Source organism: Pseudomonas putida, from assembly GCF_028682175.1.
Classification (GTDB): Bacteria; Pseudomonadota; Gammaproteobacteria; order Pseudomonadales; family Pseudomonadaceae; genus Aquipseudomonas; species Aquipseudomonas putida_AD.
Map to the genome: position 1 here is coordinate 1 of NZ_JANHKS010000014.1, position 16,696 is coordinate 16,696.

A 16,696-nucleotide genomic window follows, 5' to 3' on the forward strand; every position below is an offset into this window, starting at 1 on the left:
CCGGCGTCGGCGATTTCAAAGACGCCGACGCCGGCAAGCCGGACTGCTACGGGGTTAGCTGCGCAAATCGGTGTGTTTATCGCCGCACGGCACCTTGTCTTGTTCCGCGGGGTGAAATTCGCCCTCCAGGTTCTGCTCGTCCAGGCGCAGGGTCAGCGCCTGTTCAATGCCGGCGACGGCTGCGGTGTCGTGCAGGTCGTCTACCAGCAACCAGAGCCTTGGCAGGTTCTGGAAATACACCTCATCGATTTCCACGTCCCGGGTCAGCTCGCGGTCAACGCGCCAGAGGCACATGCGTTGCGCGGTTTCGGGGTCCTGTGGCCAGCGTTCGGAGGTGGTGATCCAGACTTCGTGATAATCGTGCAGATCGGTCTTACCCAGTTTTTCCAGCGAGACAAATGTATTCACTGCGTCACCTGTATGCGAGTGGATGCCAACAGACAGTCTCAGCTGTCCATGCGTGCCTCCCCGGTCAGGCCCGTTGCAGAGGCGTACAGGGTATATGGCCCGCTGGGCGCGGGTGAGTTCCATCAAATTGCGCTGACGCTCAGTGCCGATCGATCTGCCGCCGGTCCGGGCCATCTCCCGGGCTGTTGATCTTGATGTGCCGCGGGCGGATCTCGTCTGGCACCACGCGCAGCAAGAAGATGATCAACAGGCCGTTTTCGAAGGTCGCGCCCTGGACTTCGATATGGTCAGCCAAGTGAAACACCAGGCGAAAGGCGCCATGGGCGATGCCCTGATGCAGGTAGGTGGCGCCGGCGTCTGCCGAACGCTCGCCGCCGCAGACGATCAGCACGCTTTTTTCGATCCGCAGGTCCAGGTCGTCCGCCGACAGCCCGGCGGCCGCGACCACGATGCGGTAGTGATCGTCGCCGTAGCGCTCGATGTTATGGGGTGGATAGCAGGTGCAGGGTTCGTTGTGCAGGGCCGACTCGAACAGGTCGCTCAGCCGGTCGAAGCCTACGGATTGGCGCAGCAGGGGCGCCAGGGTGATTGCAGTCGCCATGTCAAAATCTCCTGGCATTGCGCAAGTGATCAAGACGGAGTCGCTTTCGGGCTCAGTACTGCAATCAGTTAGGCTTACCTGCCGGAAAACACAAGCATGGCGACACATTTTGCGGCAAAGGGCAGGGTGATCTAGCCCTGTGCCGACTCTTCGAAAATAGCCAGAAAGTCCTGCAAGGTGCTTTCCAGATACTTGCCCGCCCGGTAGTCGGCTTTCACGGCGTCACCACCCTCGATGACTACCTGCGGGCTTTCGACAAAACGTCCGACCGGCTCGAACTGTTCGTCGAGCACCAGCACCAGCGGGATCGAAATGCGCTCGAGGTCCAGGCGCTGCTTGAGTTCATTCTCCGCGCGGCCCTTGGAGATGATCGCCAGGTCGATATTCGCCTTGCCCCGCTGCAGGTAATCCATGACTGCGATGTTGATCTGGCAGTCCGGGCACCACATTTCGCCGACCACCAGCAGATGAAAGGTCGCCTGCACCGCGAGCAGGCGCTGCTGGCTGGCGAGGCTGATCGCCTGCTGCTCGGCCAGCTTGTGCTGCATGTCGCGGATCGCGGCGATTTCTGCCGGGAAACCTCGGGCGACGAACGACTCGAAATGCTCCCCATACTCGAAGAGGTCTTTATAGGACGCCATGCTCAGTGCTCTGTGAAAAACGGATGGCTCATCCCAGCAGAATTGTCGGCGGGCGGCAACCTTTGCGCCAAAAGAGCTTGTTGTTGATCCAGATCACTAATTAGAATCAGTCTCATTTGAGTCGCGCTTTCCTACCGAGTCTTTAGATGTCTGACGCCGCGCCGCGCCCGCAACCCACTCTCGATGCCCTTTATCGCGACCACCATGGCTGGCTCGAAGGCTGGCTGCGGCGGCGCATGGGCAACGCCTGGGATGCGGCCGACCTGAGCCAGGACACTTTCATGCGGGTACTCGGCAGTTCGCAACCGCTCGGCGAATTGCGCGAGCCCAGGGCCTACCTGCTGACGGTGGGCAAGCGCCTGCTGAGCAATTTCTACACCCGCCGCAGTCTTGAGCAAGCCTATCTGGAGGCGCTGGCGCAGTTGCCGCAGGAATGCGTGCCTTCGCCGGAACAGCGCTGGGTACTGCTCGAAACCCTGCAGGCCCTGGACGAGTTGCTCGACGGGCTGCCTGCCATGGTGCGTCGGGCGTTTCTCCTGAGCCAGCTGGAAGGGCTGGGCTATCGCGAGATTGCCGAGCGCCTCGACGTTTCCGAGCGCACCGTCAAACGCTACATGGCGCATGCCTATGAGCATTGCCTGTTGGTGGACTGGTGAACCGTGCCGCGCCCGCAGGCCAAGAACGTGAGGTCGTGCGCAAGGCAGCGCAGTGGCTGGCGCTGCTCGAATCGGGGGATGCGACCGAAGCCGACCGGTTGAGACTGCAACACTGGCGCGACAGCCATGCCAGCCATGAGCAGGCGTGGCAGAAGGTCGAGCAACTGCGGCAGCGCTTCAACAGCCTGCCGACCCGTCTGGCGATGGCGACGCTGGACCGTCCCCAGCCAGGCCGGCGGGCGCTGCTCAAAGGTGCGCTGGGCCTCGCCGCGCTGGCGCCCGCTGCCTGGATGCTCAGCCGCCAGTTGCCACTGGATGTCTGGCAGGCTGATCTTTCAACCTCGACCGGCGAGCACAAGCGCGTGGTCCTCGCCGATGGCAGTACGCTGGAGCTGAACACCGCCAGCGCGGTGAACCTGGACATGGCTGCTCGCCGCCTGACCCTGGTCCGGGGTGAAATCGCGCTCAAGGTACCGGGTGAGTCGGCGCTGACCATCCAGGGGCCGTATGGCCGGGTGGTGGTCAGCCAGAGTGAAGTCTGCGTCCGTCTGAGCCGCGATGACTGCCGGGTTTCGGTGGTCAGTGGCAGGGTCCGTCTGTTGCCGTTGCAAGGGCCTGCACTGTTGTTGGAGGCGGGCCAGCAAGTCGATCTGCAGGTGAGCGGGGCAGGGCCGGTCAGCCCCTTCGACAACATCGCTCCCGGTTGGCGAGACGGTGTGGTGATGGCCCAGAATCAGCCCCTGGGGGATTTCTTGCGCGAGCTGTCGCGCTACCGCACCGGCCTGCTGCGCTGGGAGCCGGAGCTTGAAGCCCTGCGCGTCACCGGCAGCTTTCGCATCGACAACACCGACCGGGTGCTTTCCCTGCTCGCCGCCAGCCTGCCGATCGAGGTAAAAACCCGAACCCGCTACTGGGTAGCCCTGGTGCCCCGCGCCAGCCGCGTGTGAGCAGCAACGCGAACCGGGATCGGGGCGGACGCAAATCCCGGCAACACCCCAACCCCCGTAGCAGCCGGGCTTGCCCGCGGGAGCGGTCTTGAATCAGCCCAGGTTCAAAAAAGAAAACACATCCCCCTGTCCCCTTTTTCAGCCTCACCGGTCATTGAAGGTAATTGAACAAAATACGAGAGCTTTCCTCTATGTCCGCCGTTTCGCCTTATCGCTTGCGCCCGCTGCTGCACCTGGGGCTGTTGTTCACCTTGAGCTCAAGCCCCTTCCTGGCCGCCACCAGTTGGGCCGACACCACCCAGCGCCGCAGCTATCAGGTGCCAGCCGGCTCATTGGGCGCAGCGCTGACCCGGTTTGCCGGCCTTGCCGGGGTCAATCTTTCGGTGGACCCGGCGCTGGTCAGCGGCCATGACAGCCCAGGCCTGTCCGGCGAATACGGCGTGGAAGAAGGCCTGCGCCGCCTCCTGCAAGGCTCTGGCCTGCAACTGGTGCCGGTGGGCGAGCAGGCCTACACCCTGACCCCCGCGCCGGAAGGCAGCAGCCTGCAACTGGCGCCGACGTCCATTCTCGGCGCGACGGCGGGGGCCGGCGACGGCCAGTCCTACGCCGGCGGCCAGGTGGCGCGGCGCGGTTCCCAGGGGCTGCTGGGCGACAAGGATTTCATGGACACCCCGTTCAGCATGACCCCCTACACCCAGGAAGCGGTCAAGAACCAACAGGCGCGCACCCTGGGTGACCTGATCGCCAGCGACCCGTCGGTTCGCGCCACCAACCCGGCAGGCGGGCGCTACGAGCAGTTCACCATTCGCGGCTTCAGCCTGTTCAACAGCGATGTGGCCTATAACGGCCTGTACGGCGTGCTGCCCACTTACACCATCGACATGGAAATGGCCGAGCGGGTCGATGTGCTCAAGGGGCCGAGCCAACTGATCAACGGCATCTCGCCACGAGGCAGCGTGGGCGGCGGGATCAACGTGGTGCCAAAGCGGGCGGGTGACACGCCCCTCACCGAACTGACCACCCTCTATGCCTCCAATAATCAGGTGGGAGGCGCGCTGGACGTGGGCCGCAGATTCGGCGACGAGAACCAGTTCGGGATCCGCTTCAACGGGGTGAAACAGTCCGGTGACACCGAATGGGACCACCAGAGCGTTGACCGGGAAATGGCCGTGCTCGGCCTGGACTTCCGCGGAGACCGGCTGCGCCTTTCGACCGACGTCGGCCACACCGAGCGCGACACCGACGCGCCGCAGGAGCGGGTGCAGATCGGCACCAACGCCAGGGTGCCCAACCCCAACGACGTACGGCACAACTACGCCCAGGACTGGAGCAAGGCACGCACCAAAGACACCTTCGGCACCTTCAACGCCGAGTACGATGTCAATGAATCGGTGATGCTTTACGGCGGCGTCGGGGCGCGCAAAAGCAATCACGACTTCCTGCGGCACGCCGTGTCGATCACCAACAACGCCGGTGACTTCAGCGTCCAGCCCCGGGACTTCACCCGGGACGAAAACGTGCGCACGGCCACCGCTGGCGTGCGCAACTGGTTCCACACCGGCCCTGTCAGCCACGAGCTCAACCTGGCCGCCAGCTACTTCTACATGGACTTCGAAAACGGCGGTGCGCGCTACGCCTCGGCGCCCAGCAACCTGTTCAACCCGGTGGACACGCCAACGCCCGTCAACCCCACGCGCCAGGACGCCCGGGTCTACACCGAAAATCGTTTCAGCGGCGTGGCGCTGTCCGACACCCTGGGGTTCTTCGATGACCGTTTGCTGCTGACCCTTGGCGCGCGCTGGCAGCGGGTCAAGGTCGATGACTGGTCCGATGGCGTCAAGGGCATCACGTCCTATGACGAGGAAAAGGTCTCGCCCTCGGGCGGGATCCTCTACAAGGTCACCGATCAGGTCTCGCTGTATGCCAACTACATGGAGGGCCTGAGCCAGGGCAAGATCGCGCCGTCAACCTCGATCAACGAAGACGAGATTTTCCCGCCCTTCATCAGCCGCCAGGTCGAGTTCGGCGCCAAGTACGATCAGGGCACCTTTGGCCTGACGGCGGCAGTGTTCCGCATCAAGCAGCCTGCCTACGAGACCAATTCCACCACGCGGGTGTTCGGCCCCAACGGCAAGCGCCAGAACGACGGTGCCGAGGTCACGGTGTTTGGCGAACCGCTCAAGGGCGTTCGCCTGCTGGGCGGTGTGATGTACATTGACAGCGAACTGACCCACACCACCAACGGCACCTTCGACGGCAACCGCGCCCCGGCGACCCCCAAGTACAACGTCAACCTGGGCGCCGAGTACGACGTGCCGGGGGTGCAGGGCCTGACGTTGACCGGGCGCGGCATCTACTCAAGCTCGCAGTACCTGGATCAGGCCAACAGCAAGGAGATCGACTCGTGGGAGCGCTTCGACGTCGGTGCGCGTTATGCCTTCAAGGTCGAAGGCAAGTCGGTGACGCTGCGGGCCAACGTCGAGAACGTACTGGACAAGCGCTACTGGAGTTCGGCCGGTGCATCGGATGACAGCGAACCGGGCCTGACCCTGGCCACGCCGCGTACTTATCTGTTGTCGGCGACCGTCGGCTTCTGATGACCAATCAGCCGGCCTCGGCCGCAGTCGCCGCCAGCAGCCAGTGTCGGAAGACCTCGGCCGAGGGCGACAGACTGCGGTGCCTGACCGACACCAGGTACTCGCCGAACCCGGTGATGCATTCAAAGTCGGTCACCCGTTGCAGCTCACCCTTGGCGATCGCTTCGTCGCCCATGAAGGTCCAGGCAAGGCCGATGCCCATGCCTTGCTGCACGGCGCGAAACGCCAGGGTCAGCTGGTTGAACACAGGCGCCTTGTCCGGCGGCAGGTAGTCGTGCCCCAGGTGTCTGAACCACTGTTGCCAATCCAGACAATGCCAGGCCGACGTATCGATCTGCACCAGGTTGGCCTTCGCCAGTTGCTCCAGCGTCTGGATACCCGCAACGTTCAGTGACGGGTGCGCCACGGGGTAGACGATCTCCGGCAGCAGGAAATCGCTGTTCAGCGACGCCCATTCACCCGCGCCGTAGAGCACGCCCAGGTCGAAGTCGTTGAGGCTGGCCTCGTCGATTTCGTTGATCGCATGCACGTGCACGGCGATGTCGGGGTAGGCCTTGTTGAATTCGATCAACCTGGGAAACAGCCAGAACTGCGCCAGCGCGTGGGTCGCCAGCACCGAAACGGCGTTGGACTGGTGCACGTTACGGATCCGCGTGACGTTCTGGTAGAGGCTGGCGAGCATCACGTTGACCGTCACGAGCAATTCCTCTGCCGCTTGGGTCAGGGCGACCCCACGGGGTTTGCGCTCGAACAGCGCCACGCCCACCGAAGCCTCCAGCTGGCGCATCTGCTTGCTCACGGCGCTTTGCGTGATGAACAGCTCTGAGGCCGCGCCGGTAAAGCTTGCGTGACGTCCGACCGCCTCGAAGGTGATCAGTGTTTCCAGGGGCGGCAGGGTGCGCAGGTAGCGGTTGATGGCGACTCTCCAGGGGCTTCGGGATGTCCATGACATTCCGTGGGGGAATGTGTCGCTGACTTTTTATCGCATGTGCGCAGGTTTGGCCACCGATAGAATCTGGGCAAACTGCCTTTCGAGTCGAACACATGAACAGCGGGATCGGGTTTGCGTTGCTGGCGGCTGCCATCTGGGGCGGGGTGATCATCGGCCCCTCGCTGTTGCCGGAATTCAGCTCGGTGCTGATCAGCAGCGCGCGTTTTGCCCTGTACGGCCTGATTTCACTGCTGATTGCGCTGCCGTTCGCCTCACGCCTGTTCGCCAGGCTGACCCGCGCCGACCTCATGTTACTGCTGCGCCTGTCGCTGGCCGGCAACGTACTCAACTATGCCTTGCTGGGCGCGGCGATCCAGTTGTGCGGGGTCACCGCCGGCGCGCTGATCAACGGCACGATGCCGATCGCGATCACCTACCTTGCCCGAGGCGACGCAGGCTCGCTGCCCCTTGGCAAACTCAAGCTGCCGCTGCTGATGGTCTTCCTCGGCATCTCATCGATCAGCCTCGGGCACACGGCAAGCGCCGCAACGGGCAGCTCCCTGTGGTCCCAGGCGCTGGGCCTGGCGTGCGGGTTCTGCGCAGTCTTCAGTTGGTCCTGGTTCGCCACGCGCAACGCGCGCTACCTCAGGCAGAGCCAGTTCAACAGCAGCGAGTGGTCAACCCTGATGGGTATCGTCACCGGAGTTGTCGCGGTGCTGTTCGGCGCCGTGGCGCTGCTGCTGTTTCCCGACCTCATGCCGAGCCAGGTCGAGAGCGGCCGCTGGATGACGTTCTTCTGGGTCTGCGCTTACCTGGCATTCTGTGGCTCGTGGCTGGCCAACGGCTTGTGGAACGCCTGCTCGCGGCGCATGGCCTCGTCACTGAGTGGCCAGTTGATCGTCATGGAGACGCTGTTCGCCTGTGTCTACGGGTTCATCTACACCCGGCATTTCCCCGGCCTCATGGAACTGCTGTCGATTTCGCTGCTGGTCGGCGGCGTGGTCTGGGCGGCCAGCCGCCATCGGGTGCCTGCGGTCAAGCTGCCGACCTGCTGAGCCCGTTGCCTCGAACTGCTTCAGGCGTTGTCTTTGCCCGGTCGGGTGAAGGAATAGCGGTCGATGTCGGTGCGCAGCTTCCAGCCCTGGTGCTGCCAGAACTCGGCAGCGGGGTGGTTGGTCTTGAGCACGTCCAGGTGGCATTTTTCGATACCCAATGTTTCAAGCGCCGACAGGCAGCGCTGCACCAGGCGGTTGGCAATGCCCAAGCCCCGGTAATCCGGCAGCACCAGCAAATGCTGCAGATAACCCCGTCGCCCGTCGTGCCCGCACATCACGCATGCGCACAGGCCTGAGTCGGTCTGGGCGACGAAACTCATGCCCGGGTTGCGCGCCAGGTAGCGGGCGGTCGCTTCCCGCGAGTCGGCGTCGCGAATGGAAATGCCGGGGGTCATATTCATCAGGGCAATCACGGCATCGTAATCGTCCAGGGTCATCATGCGGATGTGGATCATGGCAGGTCCTGTGCACAGGGTGGCCGGGCAGGGTAACAGAGCCATGAGTGCCAGATATGACAGCCCCGTTGCAAGGCCAGGCGCGGCTAACAGAGTCTCTCTATCAGGGCCGAATGCTCTGACTATTAGACCTCTGGGAGAAGGCGTCTACCCTTGATCTAGCGTCGGCGATTGCCGTCCAGTTCAAACCTGATAAGGCGATAAAAAAACTACTGAGTTCATCCAGCCTCCAGTGGCTGTGGGGGCCGGGTGACACCGACCAAAGGTAGATCAAACATGGCAACTGAATCGAAATGCCCGTTCAACCATGCAGCCGGTGGTGGCACGACGAACCGTGACTGGTGGCCGAACCAGCTGAACCTGAAGATCCTGCATCAACATTCTTCCCTGTCCGACCCGATGGGTGAGGATTTCGATTACGCCAAGGCCTTCAAGAGCCTGGACTTCGCCGCAGTCAAAAGGGACCTGCTGGCGGTCATGACTGACTCCCAGGACTGGTGGCCAGCCGACTTCGGGCACTATGGCCCGTTGTTCGTACGCATGGCCTGGCACAGCGCCGGCACCTACCGCACCGCCGATGGCCGGGGTGGAGCAGGCGCGGGGCAGCAGCGTTTTGCGCCGCTCAACAGCTGGCCGGACAACGTCAGCCTGGACAAGGCGCGGCGCCTGATCTGGCCGGTAAAACAGAAATATGGCCGCAACATTTCCTGGGCCGACCTGATCGTGCTCACCGGCAACGTCGCGCTGGAATCCATGGGCTTCAAGACTTTCGGTTTCTCCGGCGGGCGGCCTGATGTGTGGGAGCCTGACGAGGACGTCTACTGGGGTTCGGAAACCACCTGGCTCGGCGGTGAAGAACGCTACGGCGCGCACAAGGCCATGGAGCAACCGGGCCAGGGCGACCTGGTAGCCGAGCCTGCCAAGCGGCCGGAAGAAGAAAGCCGCACCGACTCGGGCGAGCGCATTCTGGAGAACCCGTTGGGCGCCGTGCAGATGGGCCTGATCTACGTCAACCCCGAAGGCCCGGAAGGCAACCCGGACCCGGTCAAGTCCGCCATCGACATTCGTGAAACCTTCGGCCGCATGGCCATGAACGACGAGGAAACCGTCGCGCTGATCGCCGGCGGCCACGCCTTCGGCAAGACCCACGGCGCAGGCCCGGCCGACAACGTCGGCGCAGAGCCCGAGGCCGCAGGCCTGGAAGAGCAGGGCCTGGGCTGGCGCAACAAGTTCGGCAGCGGCAAGGGCATCGATGCCATTACCAGCGGCCTGGAAGTGACCTGGACCTCGACTCCGACAAAGTGGAGCAACGAGTACCTGGAAAACCTCTTCAACTTCGACTGGGAGCTGACCAAGAGCCCGGCGGGTGCCCATCAGTGGAAACCGAAGAACGGTGCAGGGGCAGGGCAGATTCCCAACGCCTTCGATCCGGCCAAGCGGCAGGAGCCGCGCATGCTGACGTCTGACCTGGCGCTGCGTTTCGACCCGATCTACGAACCGATCTCCCGGCGCTTCAAGGAAAACCCCGAGCAGTTGGCCGACGCCTTCGCCCGCGCCTGGTTCAAGCTCACCCACCGCGACATGGGGCCGCTGGCACGCTACCTGGGCCCGGAAATGCCCGGTGAGGAACTGCTCTGGCAGGACCCGATCCCGGACGCCAGGCAACCGCCGATCAGCGACAGCGATGTGGCTGCGCTCAAGGCCAAGGTGCTGGAGTCGGGGCTGTCGGTGTCGCAACTGGTGTCCACCGCGTGGGCTGCTGCTTCCACTTTCCGCGGTTCCGACAAACGCGGCGGCGCCAACGGCGGGCGTCTGCGTCTGGCGCCACAGAAGGACTGGGCGGCCAACCAGCCCGAACAACTGGCTAAAGTGCTGTCCACCCTTGAAGGCATCCAGTCGGGGTTCAACGCGGGTGGCAAGCACGTTTCACTGGCGGACCTGATCGTGCTGGCCGGTGCTGCGGGCGTCGAGCAGGCGGCGAAAAACGCAGGGCACAGTGTCAGCGTGCCGTTCACGCCGGGCCGCGCCGATGCGTCGCAGGAGCAGACCGACGTTGAATCGTTCGGCTTTCTTGAGCCCATCGCCGACGGTTTCCGCAACTACCTGAAAGGGCAGTACAAGGTGTCGGCGGAAAAACTGCTGGTCGACAAGGCGCAACTGCTGACCCTGAGCGCGCCGGAAATGACCGTGCTGCTGGGCGGCCTGCGGGTGCTGGACATCAACGCAGGGCAGAGCAAGCACGGCGTCTTCACCCAGCAACCAGGAGCGCTGACCAACGACTTCTTCAAGAACCTGCTGGACATGAACGTGGAATGGAAGGCCACTTCACCGAGCAACGAAACCTTCGAGGGCCGTGATCGCAAGACCGGTGCAGTGAAATGGACCGGCACCCGCGTGGACCTGGTGTTCGGCTCCCACGCGCAGTTGCGGGCCCTGAGCGAGGTGTATGGCAGTGCCGATGCGCAGGAACGGTTCGTGAAGGACTTCGTGAAAGTCTGGGCCAAGGTCATGAATCTGGACCGTTTCGACCTTGCCTGATCCGGGCTCGGCCTGGCTTGAGTGAACTACAGCGCCGCCGTTTGAGGCGGCGTTGTCGTTTGTATTCCGCTCGGGACTGGGCCCATGAAAAACATTGATTTGTCTTGGGCACGGGCGTTCTCGTAGCTTTGCGTCTCCTGTCATTGCGTTCCCTGAATATGGAGATCAAGTCGTGAACACTGCCCGCACTCGCTTGTACGTCGATGCCCAATACACCAGCCCCTACGCAATGTCGGCGTTCGTGGTGCTCAAGGAAAAGGGCATTGATTTCGAATTGATTGCCCTGGACCTGGGCGCCCGCGAACATCAGGCCAAAGACTATGCCCATCTGTCCCTGACCCAGCGCGTGCCGACACTGGTGCAGGGGGATTTCGCCCTGTCCGAATCCAGCGCGATCATCGAGTACCTGGAAGAGGCTTTCCCGCAGGCGCCGGTGTTCCCGCAAGACATTAAACAGCGCGCCCGCGCGCGGCAGATCCAGGCCTGGCTGCGCAGCGACCTGATGCCCATCCGTCAGCAGCGTTCGACGGAAGTGGTGTTCTGCGGGCAAAAGCGGCCACCCCTGACCGCCGAAGCAGCGCCCGCCGTGAGCAAGCTGTTCGACGCCGCCAGCACCTTGCTTGCCGATGGCCGGGAATACCTGTTCGGTGAATGGTCGATTGCCGACGTGGACCTGGCCGTGATGCTCAATCGCCTGATTCTCAACGGCGACGACGTGCCGCCTGCGCTGGTCCAGTACGCACAACGCCAATGGCAGCGGCCCAGCGTCCAGGCATGGCTGAACCTCTCGCGCTGAGTGCTCAAGACACCACATCGCCCGCGGGTGCGTCCTTGAAATCGCCCCCGCCGGCAAGCCGTGCTGCTACGGTTGCCCGGTACGACCCGGATCGTACGACCCCCTCCGAATCCCGTAGCAGTCCGGCTTGCCGGCGTCGGCGATTCCGAAGTCCCCACGCCGGCAAGCCGGACTGCTACGTTGTCATCGGTACACTTGGAATTTGCGACCCCCTCGATCCCGTAGCAGCCGGGCTTGCCCGCGGGGGCGGCCTTGAAATCGCCCCCGCCGGCAAGCCGTGCTGCTACGGTTGCCCGGTACGACCCGAATCGTACGACCCCCTCCGAATCCCGTAGCAGTCCGGCTTGCCGGCGTCGGCGATTCCGAAGGCCCCACGCCGGCAAGCCGGACTGCTACGTTGTCGTCGGTACACTTGGAATTTGCGACCCCCTCGATCCCGTAGCAGCCGGGCTTGCCCGCGGGGGCGTCCTTGAAATCCCCCCGCCGGCAAGCCGTGCTGCTACGAGGAGCTAGGTGCCCGATCTGCTCATCTGATCCGTATTTTTCACATCAACCTGAATCTGTACTGAAACAGCCCATCCCTCCAGAATTGAACCCACATCAAGGCTTCGGCCAATCCGGACTCGAACCTTGAAGGCAGGTGTTTTCACCTGTACCGCAAATCTGTCAATGAGAGGTGGCCCCATGGGCAAGATGACGCTTTTTCTGTTGGGATTTCTGGCGTTGACCATCGGCATCGGCATGCTGGCGACCATCCCGCCGGGCTGATATCCCCATCAGGCGCCACGGCGCGCCTGCCAGGGCTGTGCCGGGAGAGACACGCGCATTGCGGCTTTTAATAATAACTATTACCATTTGCGCCTTTCTCCCCATGCCCCCATCCCATGACCCTCAAGCTGCCGCGAAGCAAAGGCTTTCTTGATCACTACGAAGAGCTCGTGGGCACCTGGACTCGCCGTCTGAAGAACCGTCATCAGGCCGAAGACCTGACCCATGACGCCTTCGTGCGCGTGCTGGAATCGGGTGGGGCCAGTGTCGAGCAGCCTCGCGCGTATCTGCACCAGACGGCCCGCAACATTGCGGTCGACACCTGGCGACGGGAAGACCGGCGCCAGGAGCTGGAAACACACTCCATCGACAGTTCAGCCGGCCACGAAGGTGACCCGGAGGCGTTCATGCATGCCGTTCAACTGGCCGACTCCGTCGAGCGGGCGTTGGCCGAGTTGCCGCTCAATTGCCGCAAGGTGTTCATCTGGCAGAAGCTTGAAGGCTTGAGCCAGCTCGAAATCGCCGAACGGCTGGGTTTGAGCAAGAACATGGTGGAAAAGTATATGATCCGCACACTTCGCCATCTGCGTGACCGGCTGGACGCCTCGGCGAAATGAAGCTTTGTCATCGGGAACAGGCCCGCCTTTTATCAGCTCAGGAAATGCCATGACGACGGACCGTGAATGCCCATGTGGCGCCGATGCTGTACGCGATCAGGCGGCCTTCTGGTTCGCCCGCTCGCGCGATGGCGACCTGCCTGCCGAGGAGCGTGCCAGTTTCGAAAGCTGGCTGGCCGAGCATGACCAGCACGCCCATGAAATCCGCCTGTTGCACAACCTCTGGGGCGCCGCCGACCTGCTGCCCCGTGCCCGTCTTGAAGCCCTGTGCGAAGCCGACGCGCCGACACCGTTGCGCCCTCCGAAACCCGCGACGGGCAGGGCGTTCATCCGTTACGCCGTGGCCGCCAGCCTGGTGGCGATGGTGGGCGCAGGTGCCTTGTACCTGGGTGTGAACCCCAAGCCCGACTACAGCGAAGAGTTCGCCACGGTGCTGGGCGAACGGCGCCAGGTGGCCTTGCCCGATGGCTCGGTGCTGGACCTCAATGGCCGCACGCGCATGAAGGTGCATTTCTACCGCGACAGCCGGCAGATCGAGCTGGCCGAAGGCGAGGCCATGTTCAGCGTCGAACACGACCCTTCGCGACCTTTCGTGGTGCAGACTGGCCAGGGCTCGGTGACGGTCACCGGCACCCGTTTCGATGTGCGCCGCGATCCGGCCCTGACCCAGGTGGCGGTGGAATCCGGCACGGTGAAGGTCAAGGGCCGTGCCGACGAGCCGGGCAACCAGGTCACGCTGACCGCAGGGCTGGGCTCGAACATCGATGCCAGCGGCAAGGTGACCCCGGCATCGGCGGTCAACACCGCAGCGATCACCGCCTGGCGCGGCGGCAAGCTGGTGTTCAACGATGCCTCGCTCAAGGATGTGGTTCGGGATGTGTCGCGTTATCGGGAAAAACCACTGCGAGTCGCACCGGGCAAAACCGAGAACCTGCGCCTGACCAGCGTCTTCAAATCCGATGACACCGACGCTCTGTTGCGCGCCTTGCCAAGCATCCTGCCAGTGGCCGTGCGAACCCTGGCCGATGGCAGCCAGGAAATTTTTTCAAAATAGATTCAGGTTTTTTTCGCGCCCTTCGTCTTCTTGTCCAACTGCGATTGCTTAGCATTCAAAAATTCGCAGACAGGCTCCGCATTCTGGACTTCAGGACAAGAAACGACGTGAAAAACAATAGACTCAACGCGCTTCAACTGGCTGTCAGTCGCTCACTGCCATCTTCGCCATCTTCCCGCTGGTTGCCGTGGGTGCTGGCCTTCGCCGTGGGCACGGGGGCGAGCAACAGCTTTGCCGAAGGCGCGCCGACGGCGATTCACATCCAGGCTCAGTCCCTGGGCGCTGCGTTGAGTCAACTGGGTCAGCAGACCTCCCTGCAATTGTTCTTCAGTCCTGATCTGGTCGCCGGCAAGCAGGCCCCGGCAGTCGATGGCAACCTGTCGCCGGAGCAGGCGCTGCGCTCCTTGCTCAAGGGCAGTGGCCTGGATTACGAGATGTCCGCTGACACTGTGGTGCTCAAGCCTGCCGGAACCAGCGCCGCCGCGACCCCTGGCAGCATGGAAATCGCCCCGATGGAAGTGAAGGTGGTGGGTGACTGGCTGGGCGATGCCGACCAGGCGGTGGTGCAGAACCACCCCGGCGCACGTACCGTCGTGCGTCGTCAGGCGATGGTCGAGCAGGGCGCGCAGAACGTCGGCGATGTGCTGCGCAGGATTCCCGGCGTGCAGGTGCAGGAATCCAACGGCACCGGTGGCAGCGATATTTCCCTCAACGTCGGCGTGCGCGGCCTGACTTCGCGCCTGTCGCCACGCTCCACCGTGCTGATTGACGGCGTGCCGGCGGCGTTTGCGCCCTACGGCCAGCCGCAACTGTCCATGGCGCCGATCTCCTCGGGCAACCTGGACAGCATCGACGTGGTGCGCGGCGCCGGTTCCGTGCGCTACGGGCCGCAGAACGTCGGCGGCGTGATCAACTTCGTGACCCGCGCCATCCCTGAAAAACTCAGCGGTGACCTCAGCAGCACCATCGAAACCAGCCGCCACGGTGGCTACAAGAATCTGGAAACCATGTTCATCGGCGGCACGGCGGACAACGGCTTGGGCGCGGCTCTGCTGTACTCCACCGTCAATGGCAATGGCTATCGATCCAGCAACAACGACAACGACATCGACGACGTACTGCTCAAGACGCACTGGGCGCTGACCGAAGAAGACGACCTGTCGGTGAACTTCCATTATTACGACGCCAAGGCCGACATGCCGGGCGGCCTGACCCAGCGCCAGTTCGACGCCAACCCGTACCAGTCCGACCGTGATTACGACAACTTCACGGGGCGGCGCAAGGACGTGTCGATCAAGTACAAGCGTCAGATCGACGACTCGACCCAGGCCGAAGTGCTGACCTATTACACCGACAGTTTCCGTGGCAGCAACATTGCGGCCCGCGATCAGAAGACCCTGGGTTCGTTCCCGCGCAGCTACCACACCTTTGGTATCGAGCCTCGGGTATCCCACGTGCTGGATCTGGGGCCGACCACCCAGGAAGTCAGCGTGGGTGCGCGCTATCTGAAAGAAGCCATGCACGAGCAGGCTTCGCGCCTGGGGCTGGTCAACAACACCCCGGTGGCGATTCCTGGCTCCGACGGTCACGTCTATCAGGACCGCACCGGCGGCACCGAAGCGACGGCGTTCTACATCGACGACAAGATCGACGTGGGCAAATGGACCATCACCCCGGGCATCCGCTTCGAGCGCATCAGCACTGACTGGCACGAACGCCCGGTGCTGGGCACGAACGGTGTGCGGGTGCAGGAGAAGGACCGCAGCGTAAACAACAATGAACCGCTGCCGGCGCTGAGCGTGATGTATCACCTGTCGGACGAATGGAAACTGTTCGCCAACTACGAGACCTCCTTCGGCAGCCTGCAATACTTCCAGGTGGCCCAGGGAGGTATCGGCAATGACACCGCCAGCGGCCTGCAACCGGAGAAGGCCAAGACCTACGAACTCGGCACCCGTTACGACAACGGCACCTGGGGCGGCGAGGTGACGGCGTTCTACATCGACTTCGACGACGAGCTGCAATACATCAGCAACGACGTGGGCTGGACCAACCTGGGCGCCACCAAGCACCAGGGCATCGAGGCCTCGGCGCACTATGACCTCAGCGCCCTGGATGCACGCCTCGCCGGCCTGACCGCCAACGCCGGTTTCACCTACACCCGCGCCACCTATGAAGGCGACATTCCGGGCTTCAAGGGCCGCGACCTGCCGTTCTACTCCCGTCAGGTGGCCACCGTGGGCCTGCGTTATGAAGTCGACCGCTGGACCTACAACCTCGACGGTTTCGCCCAATCGAAACAGCGCGCCCCGGGCACCGGCACCAACGCCGATGGCAGCTTCAATGGCAACTACATCACCGAGCCTTCGGCTGACGGCCAGTACGGCAACATCCCCGGCTACGTGACCTGGAACCTGCGTGGCGCCTACGACTTCGGCAAAAGCATGTCCAACCTGAAGCTGGGTGCAGGCGTGAAAAACGTCTTCGACCACCAGTACTTCACCCGCTCCAGCGACAACAACTCGGGGATCTACCTGGGCCAGCCGCGTACCTTCTTCGTGCAGGCGAGCGTGGGGTTCTAAGGCCGCCCGAGCCCCGTAGCAGCACGGCTTGCCGGCGGGGGCGGTGTGTC

Annotated in this window: 14 protein-coding genes; 9 read left to right on the top strand and 5 right to left on the bottom strand. The window is 63.3% G+C overall.

Features of this window, described 5'->3' with window-relative positions; translation table 11 throughout:
- Nucleotides 1-54: 54 nt before the first annotated feature.
- From NPS29_RS12035 to NPS29_RS12045, 3 genes are all read right to left on the bottom strand, one after another.
- Complete coding sequence (locus NPS29_RS12035) at nucleotides 55-408, bottom strand: hypothetical protein (RefSeq protein ID WP_274132799.1); 354 nt, start codon at nucleotides 406-408, stop codon at nucleotides 55-57.
- Between the two features lie 139 nt (nucleotides 409-547).
- Nucleotides 548-1,009 carry an Hsp20 family protein gene (locus NPS29_RS12040; protein ID WP_274132800.1) on the bottom strand — a complete coding sequence of 154 codons (462 nt, stop codon included), beginning with the start codon at nucleotides 1,007-1,009 and terminating at the stop codon, nucleotides 548-550.
- Nucleotides 1,010-1,140: 131 nt separating this feature from the next.
- The gene (locus NPS29_RS12045; protein WP_274132801.1) at nucleotides 1,141-1,650 is read right to left on the bottom strand and encodes a thioredoxin family protein; all 510 of its coding nucleotides are present in this window, start codon (nucleotides 1,648-1,650) and stop codon (nucleotides 1,141-1,143) included.
- 146 nt (nucleotides 1,651-1,796) lie between these two features.
- On the opposite strand from NPS29_RS12045, the gene NPS29_RS12050 reads away from it, so the two are divergent.
- The 3 genes from NPS29_RS12050 to NPS29_RS12060 all read left to right on the top strand — a co-directional run bounded on the left by NPS29_RS12050 (nucleotide 1,797) and on the right by NPS29_RS12060 (nucleotide 5,850).
- Nucleotides 1,797-2,306, top strand: coding sequence for a sigma-70 family RNA polymerase sigma factor (locus NPS29_RS12050; RefSeq protein WP_274132802.1), 510 nt, complete (start codon nucleotides 1,797-1,799; stop codon nucleotides 2,304-2,306).
- Entirely contained in the window at nucleotides 2,303-3,253 is a 951-nt protein-coding gene (locus NPS29_RS12055) for a FecR domain-containing protein (RefSeq protein ID WP_274132804.1), read from the top strand. Before NPS29_RS12050 ends, NPS29_RS12055 begins: the two co-directional genes overlap by 4 nt.
- A 191-nt stretch (nucleotides 3,254-3,444) precedes the next feature.
- A complete protein-coding gene (locus NPS29_RS12060; protein WP_274132805.1) occupies nucleotides 3,445-5,850 on the top strand; it encodes a TonB-dependent receptor in 2,406 nt (801 codons plus the stop codon).
- Between the two features lie 7 nt (nucleotides 5,851-5,857).
- Here NPS29_RS12060 and NPS29_RS12065 read toward each other — a convergent pair whose 3' ends face one another.
- Entirely contained in the window at nucleotides 5,858-6,802 is a 945-nt protein-coding gene (locus NPS29_RS12065) for a LysR substrate-binding domain-containing protein (RefSeq protein WP_274132807.1), read from the bottom strand.
- A 92-nt stretch (nucleotides 6,803-6,894) separates the two neighbouring features.
- Here NPS29_RS12065 and NPS29_RS12070 point away from each other — a divergent pair, with 92 nt between their 5' ends.
- Nucleotides 6,895-7,836: a DMT family transporter gene (locus tag NPS29_RS12070; protein ID WP_274132809.1), complete on the top strand. Its 942-nt coding sequence runs from the start codon at nucleotides 6,895-6,897 to the stop codon at nucleotides 7,834-7,836.
- A gap of 20 nt (nucleotides 7,837-7,856) precedes the next feature.
- On the opposite strand, the gene NPS29_RS12075 is transcribed toward NPS29_RS12070, so the two are convergent.
- Entirely contained in the window at nucleotides 7,857-8,291 is a 435-nt protein-coding gene (locus NPS29_RS12075; RefSeq protein WP_274132811.1) for a GNAT family N-acetyltransferase, read from the bottom strand.
- 276 nt (nucleotides 8,292-8,567) lie between these two features.
- Here NPS29_RS12075 and katG point away from each other — a divergent pair, with 276 nt between their 5' ends.
- From katG to NPS29_RS12100, 5 genes are all read left to right on the top strand, one after another.
- Nucleotides 8,568-10,829: a catalase/peroxidase HPI gene (katG, locus tag NPS29_RS12080; protein ID WP_274132812.1), complete on the top strand. Its 2,262-nt coding sequence runs from the start codon at nucleotides 8,568-8,570 to the stop codon at nucleotides 10,827-10,829.
- Between the two features lie 172 nt (nucleotides 10,830-11,001).
- Entirely contained in the window at nucleotides 11,002-11,625 is a 624-nt protein-coding gene (gene yfcF / locus NPS29_RS12085; protein WP_274132814.1) for a glutathione transferase, read from the top strand.
- Between the two features lie 884 nt (nucleotides 11,626-12,509).
- On the top strand, nucleotides 12,510-13,010 hold the full coding sequence (locus NPS29_RS12090; RefSeq protein ID WP_274132816.1) for a sigma-70 family RNA polymerase sigma factor: 501 nt from the start codon (nucleotides 12,510-12,512) through the stop codon (nucleotides 13,008-13,010).
- Nucleotides 13,011-13,059: 49 nt separating this feature from the next.
- The gene (locus NPS29_RS12095) at nucleotides 13,060-14,064 is read left to right on the top strand and encodes a FecR family protein (RefSeq protein ID WP_274132818.1); all 1,005 of its coding nucleotides are present in this window, start codon (nucleotides 13,060-13,062) and stop codon (nucleotides 14,062-14,064) included.
- A 137-nt stretch (nucleotides 14,065-14,201) separates the two neighbouring features.
- The gene (locus NPS29_RS12100; RefSeq protein WP_425312496.1) at nucleotides 14,202-16,646 is read left to right on the top strand and encodes a TonB-dependent siderophore receptor; all 2,445 of its coding nucleotides are present in this window, start codon (nucleotides 14,202-14,204) and stop codon (nucleotides 16,644-16,646) included.
- The last annotated feature ends 50 nt before the right edge of the window (nucleotides 16,647-16,696 follow it).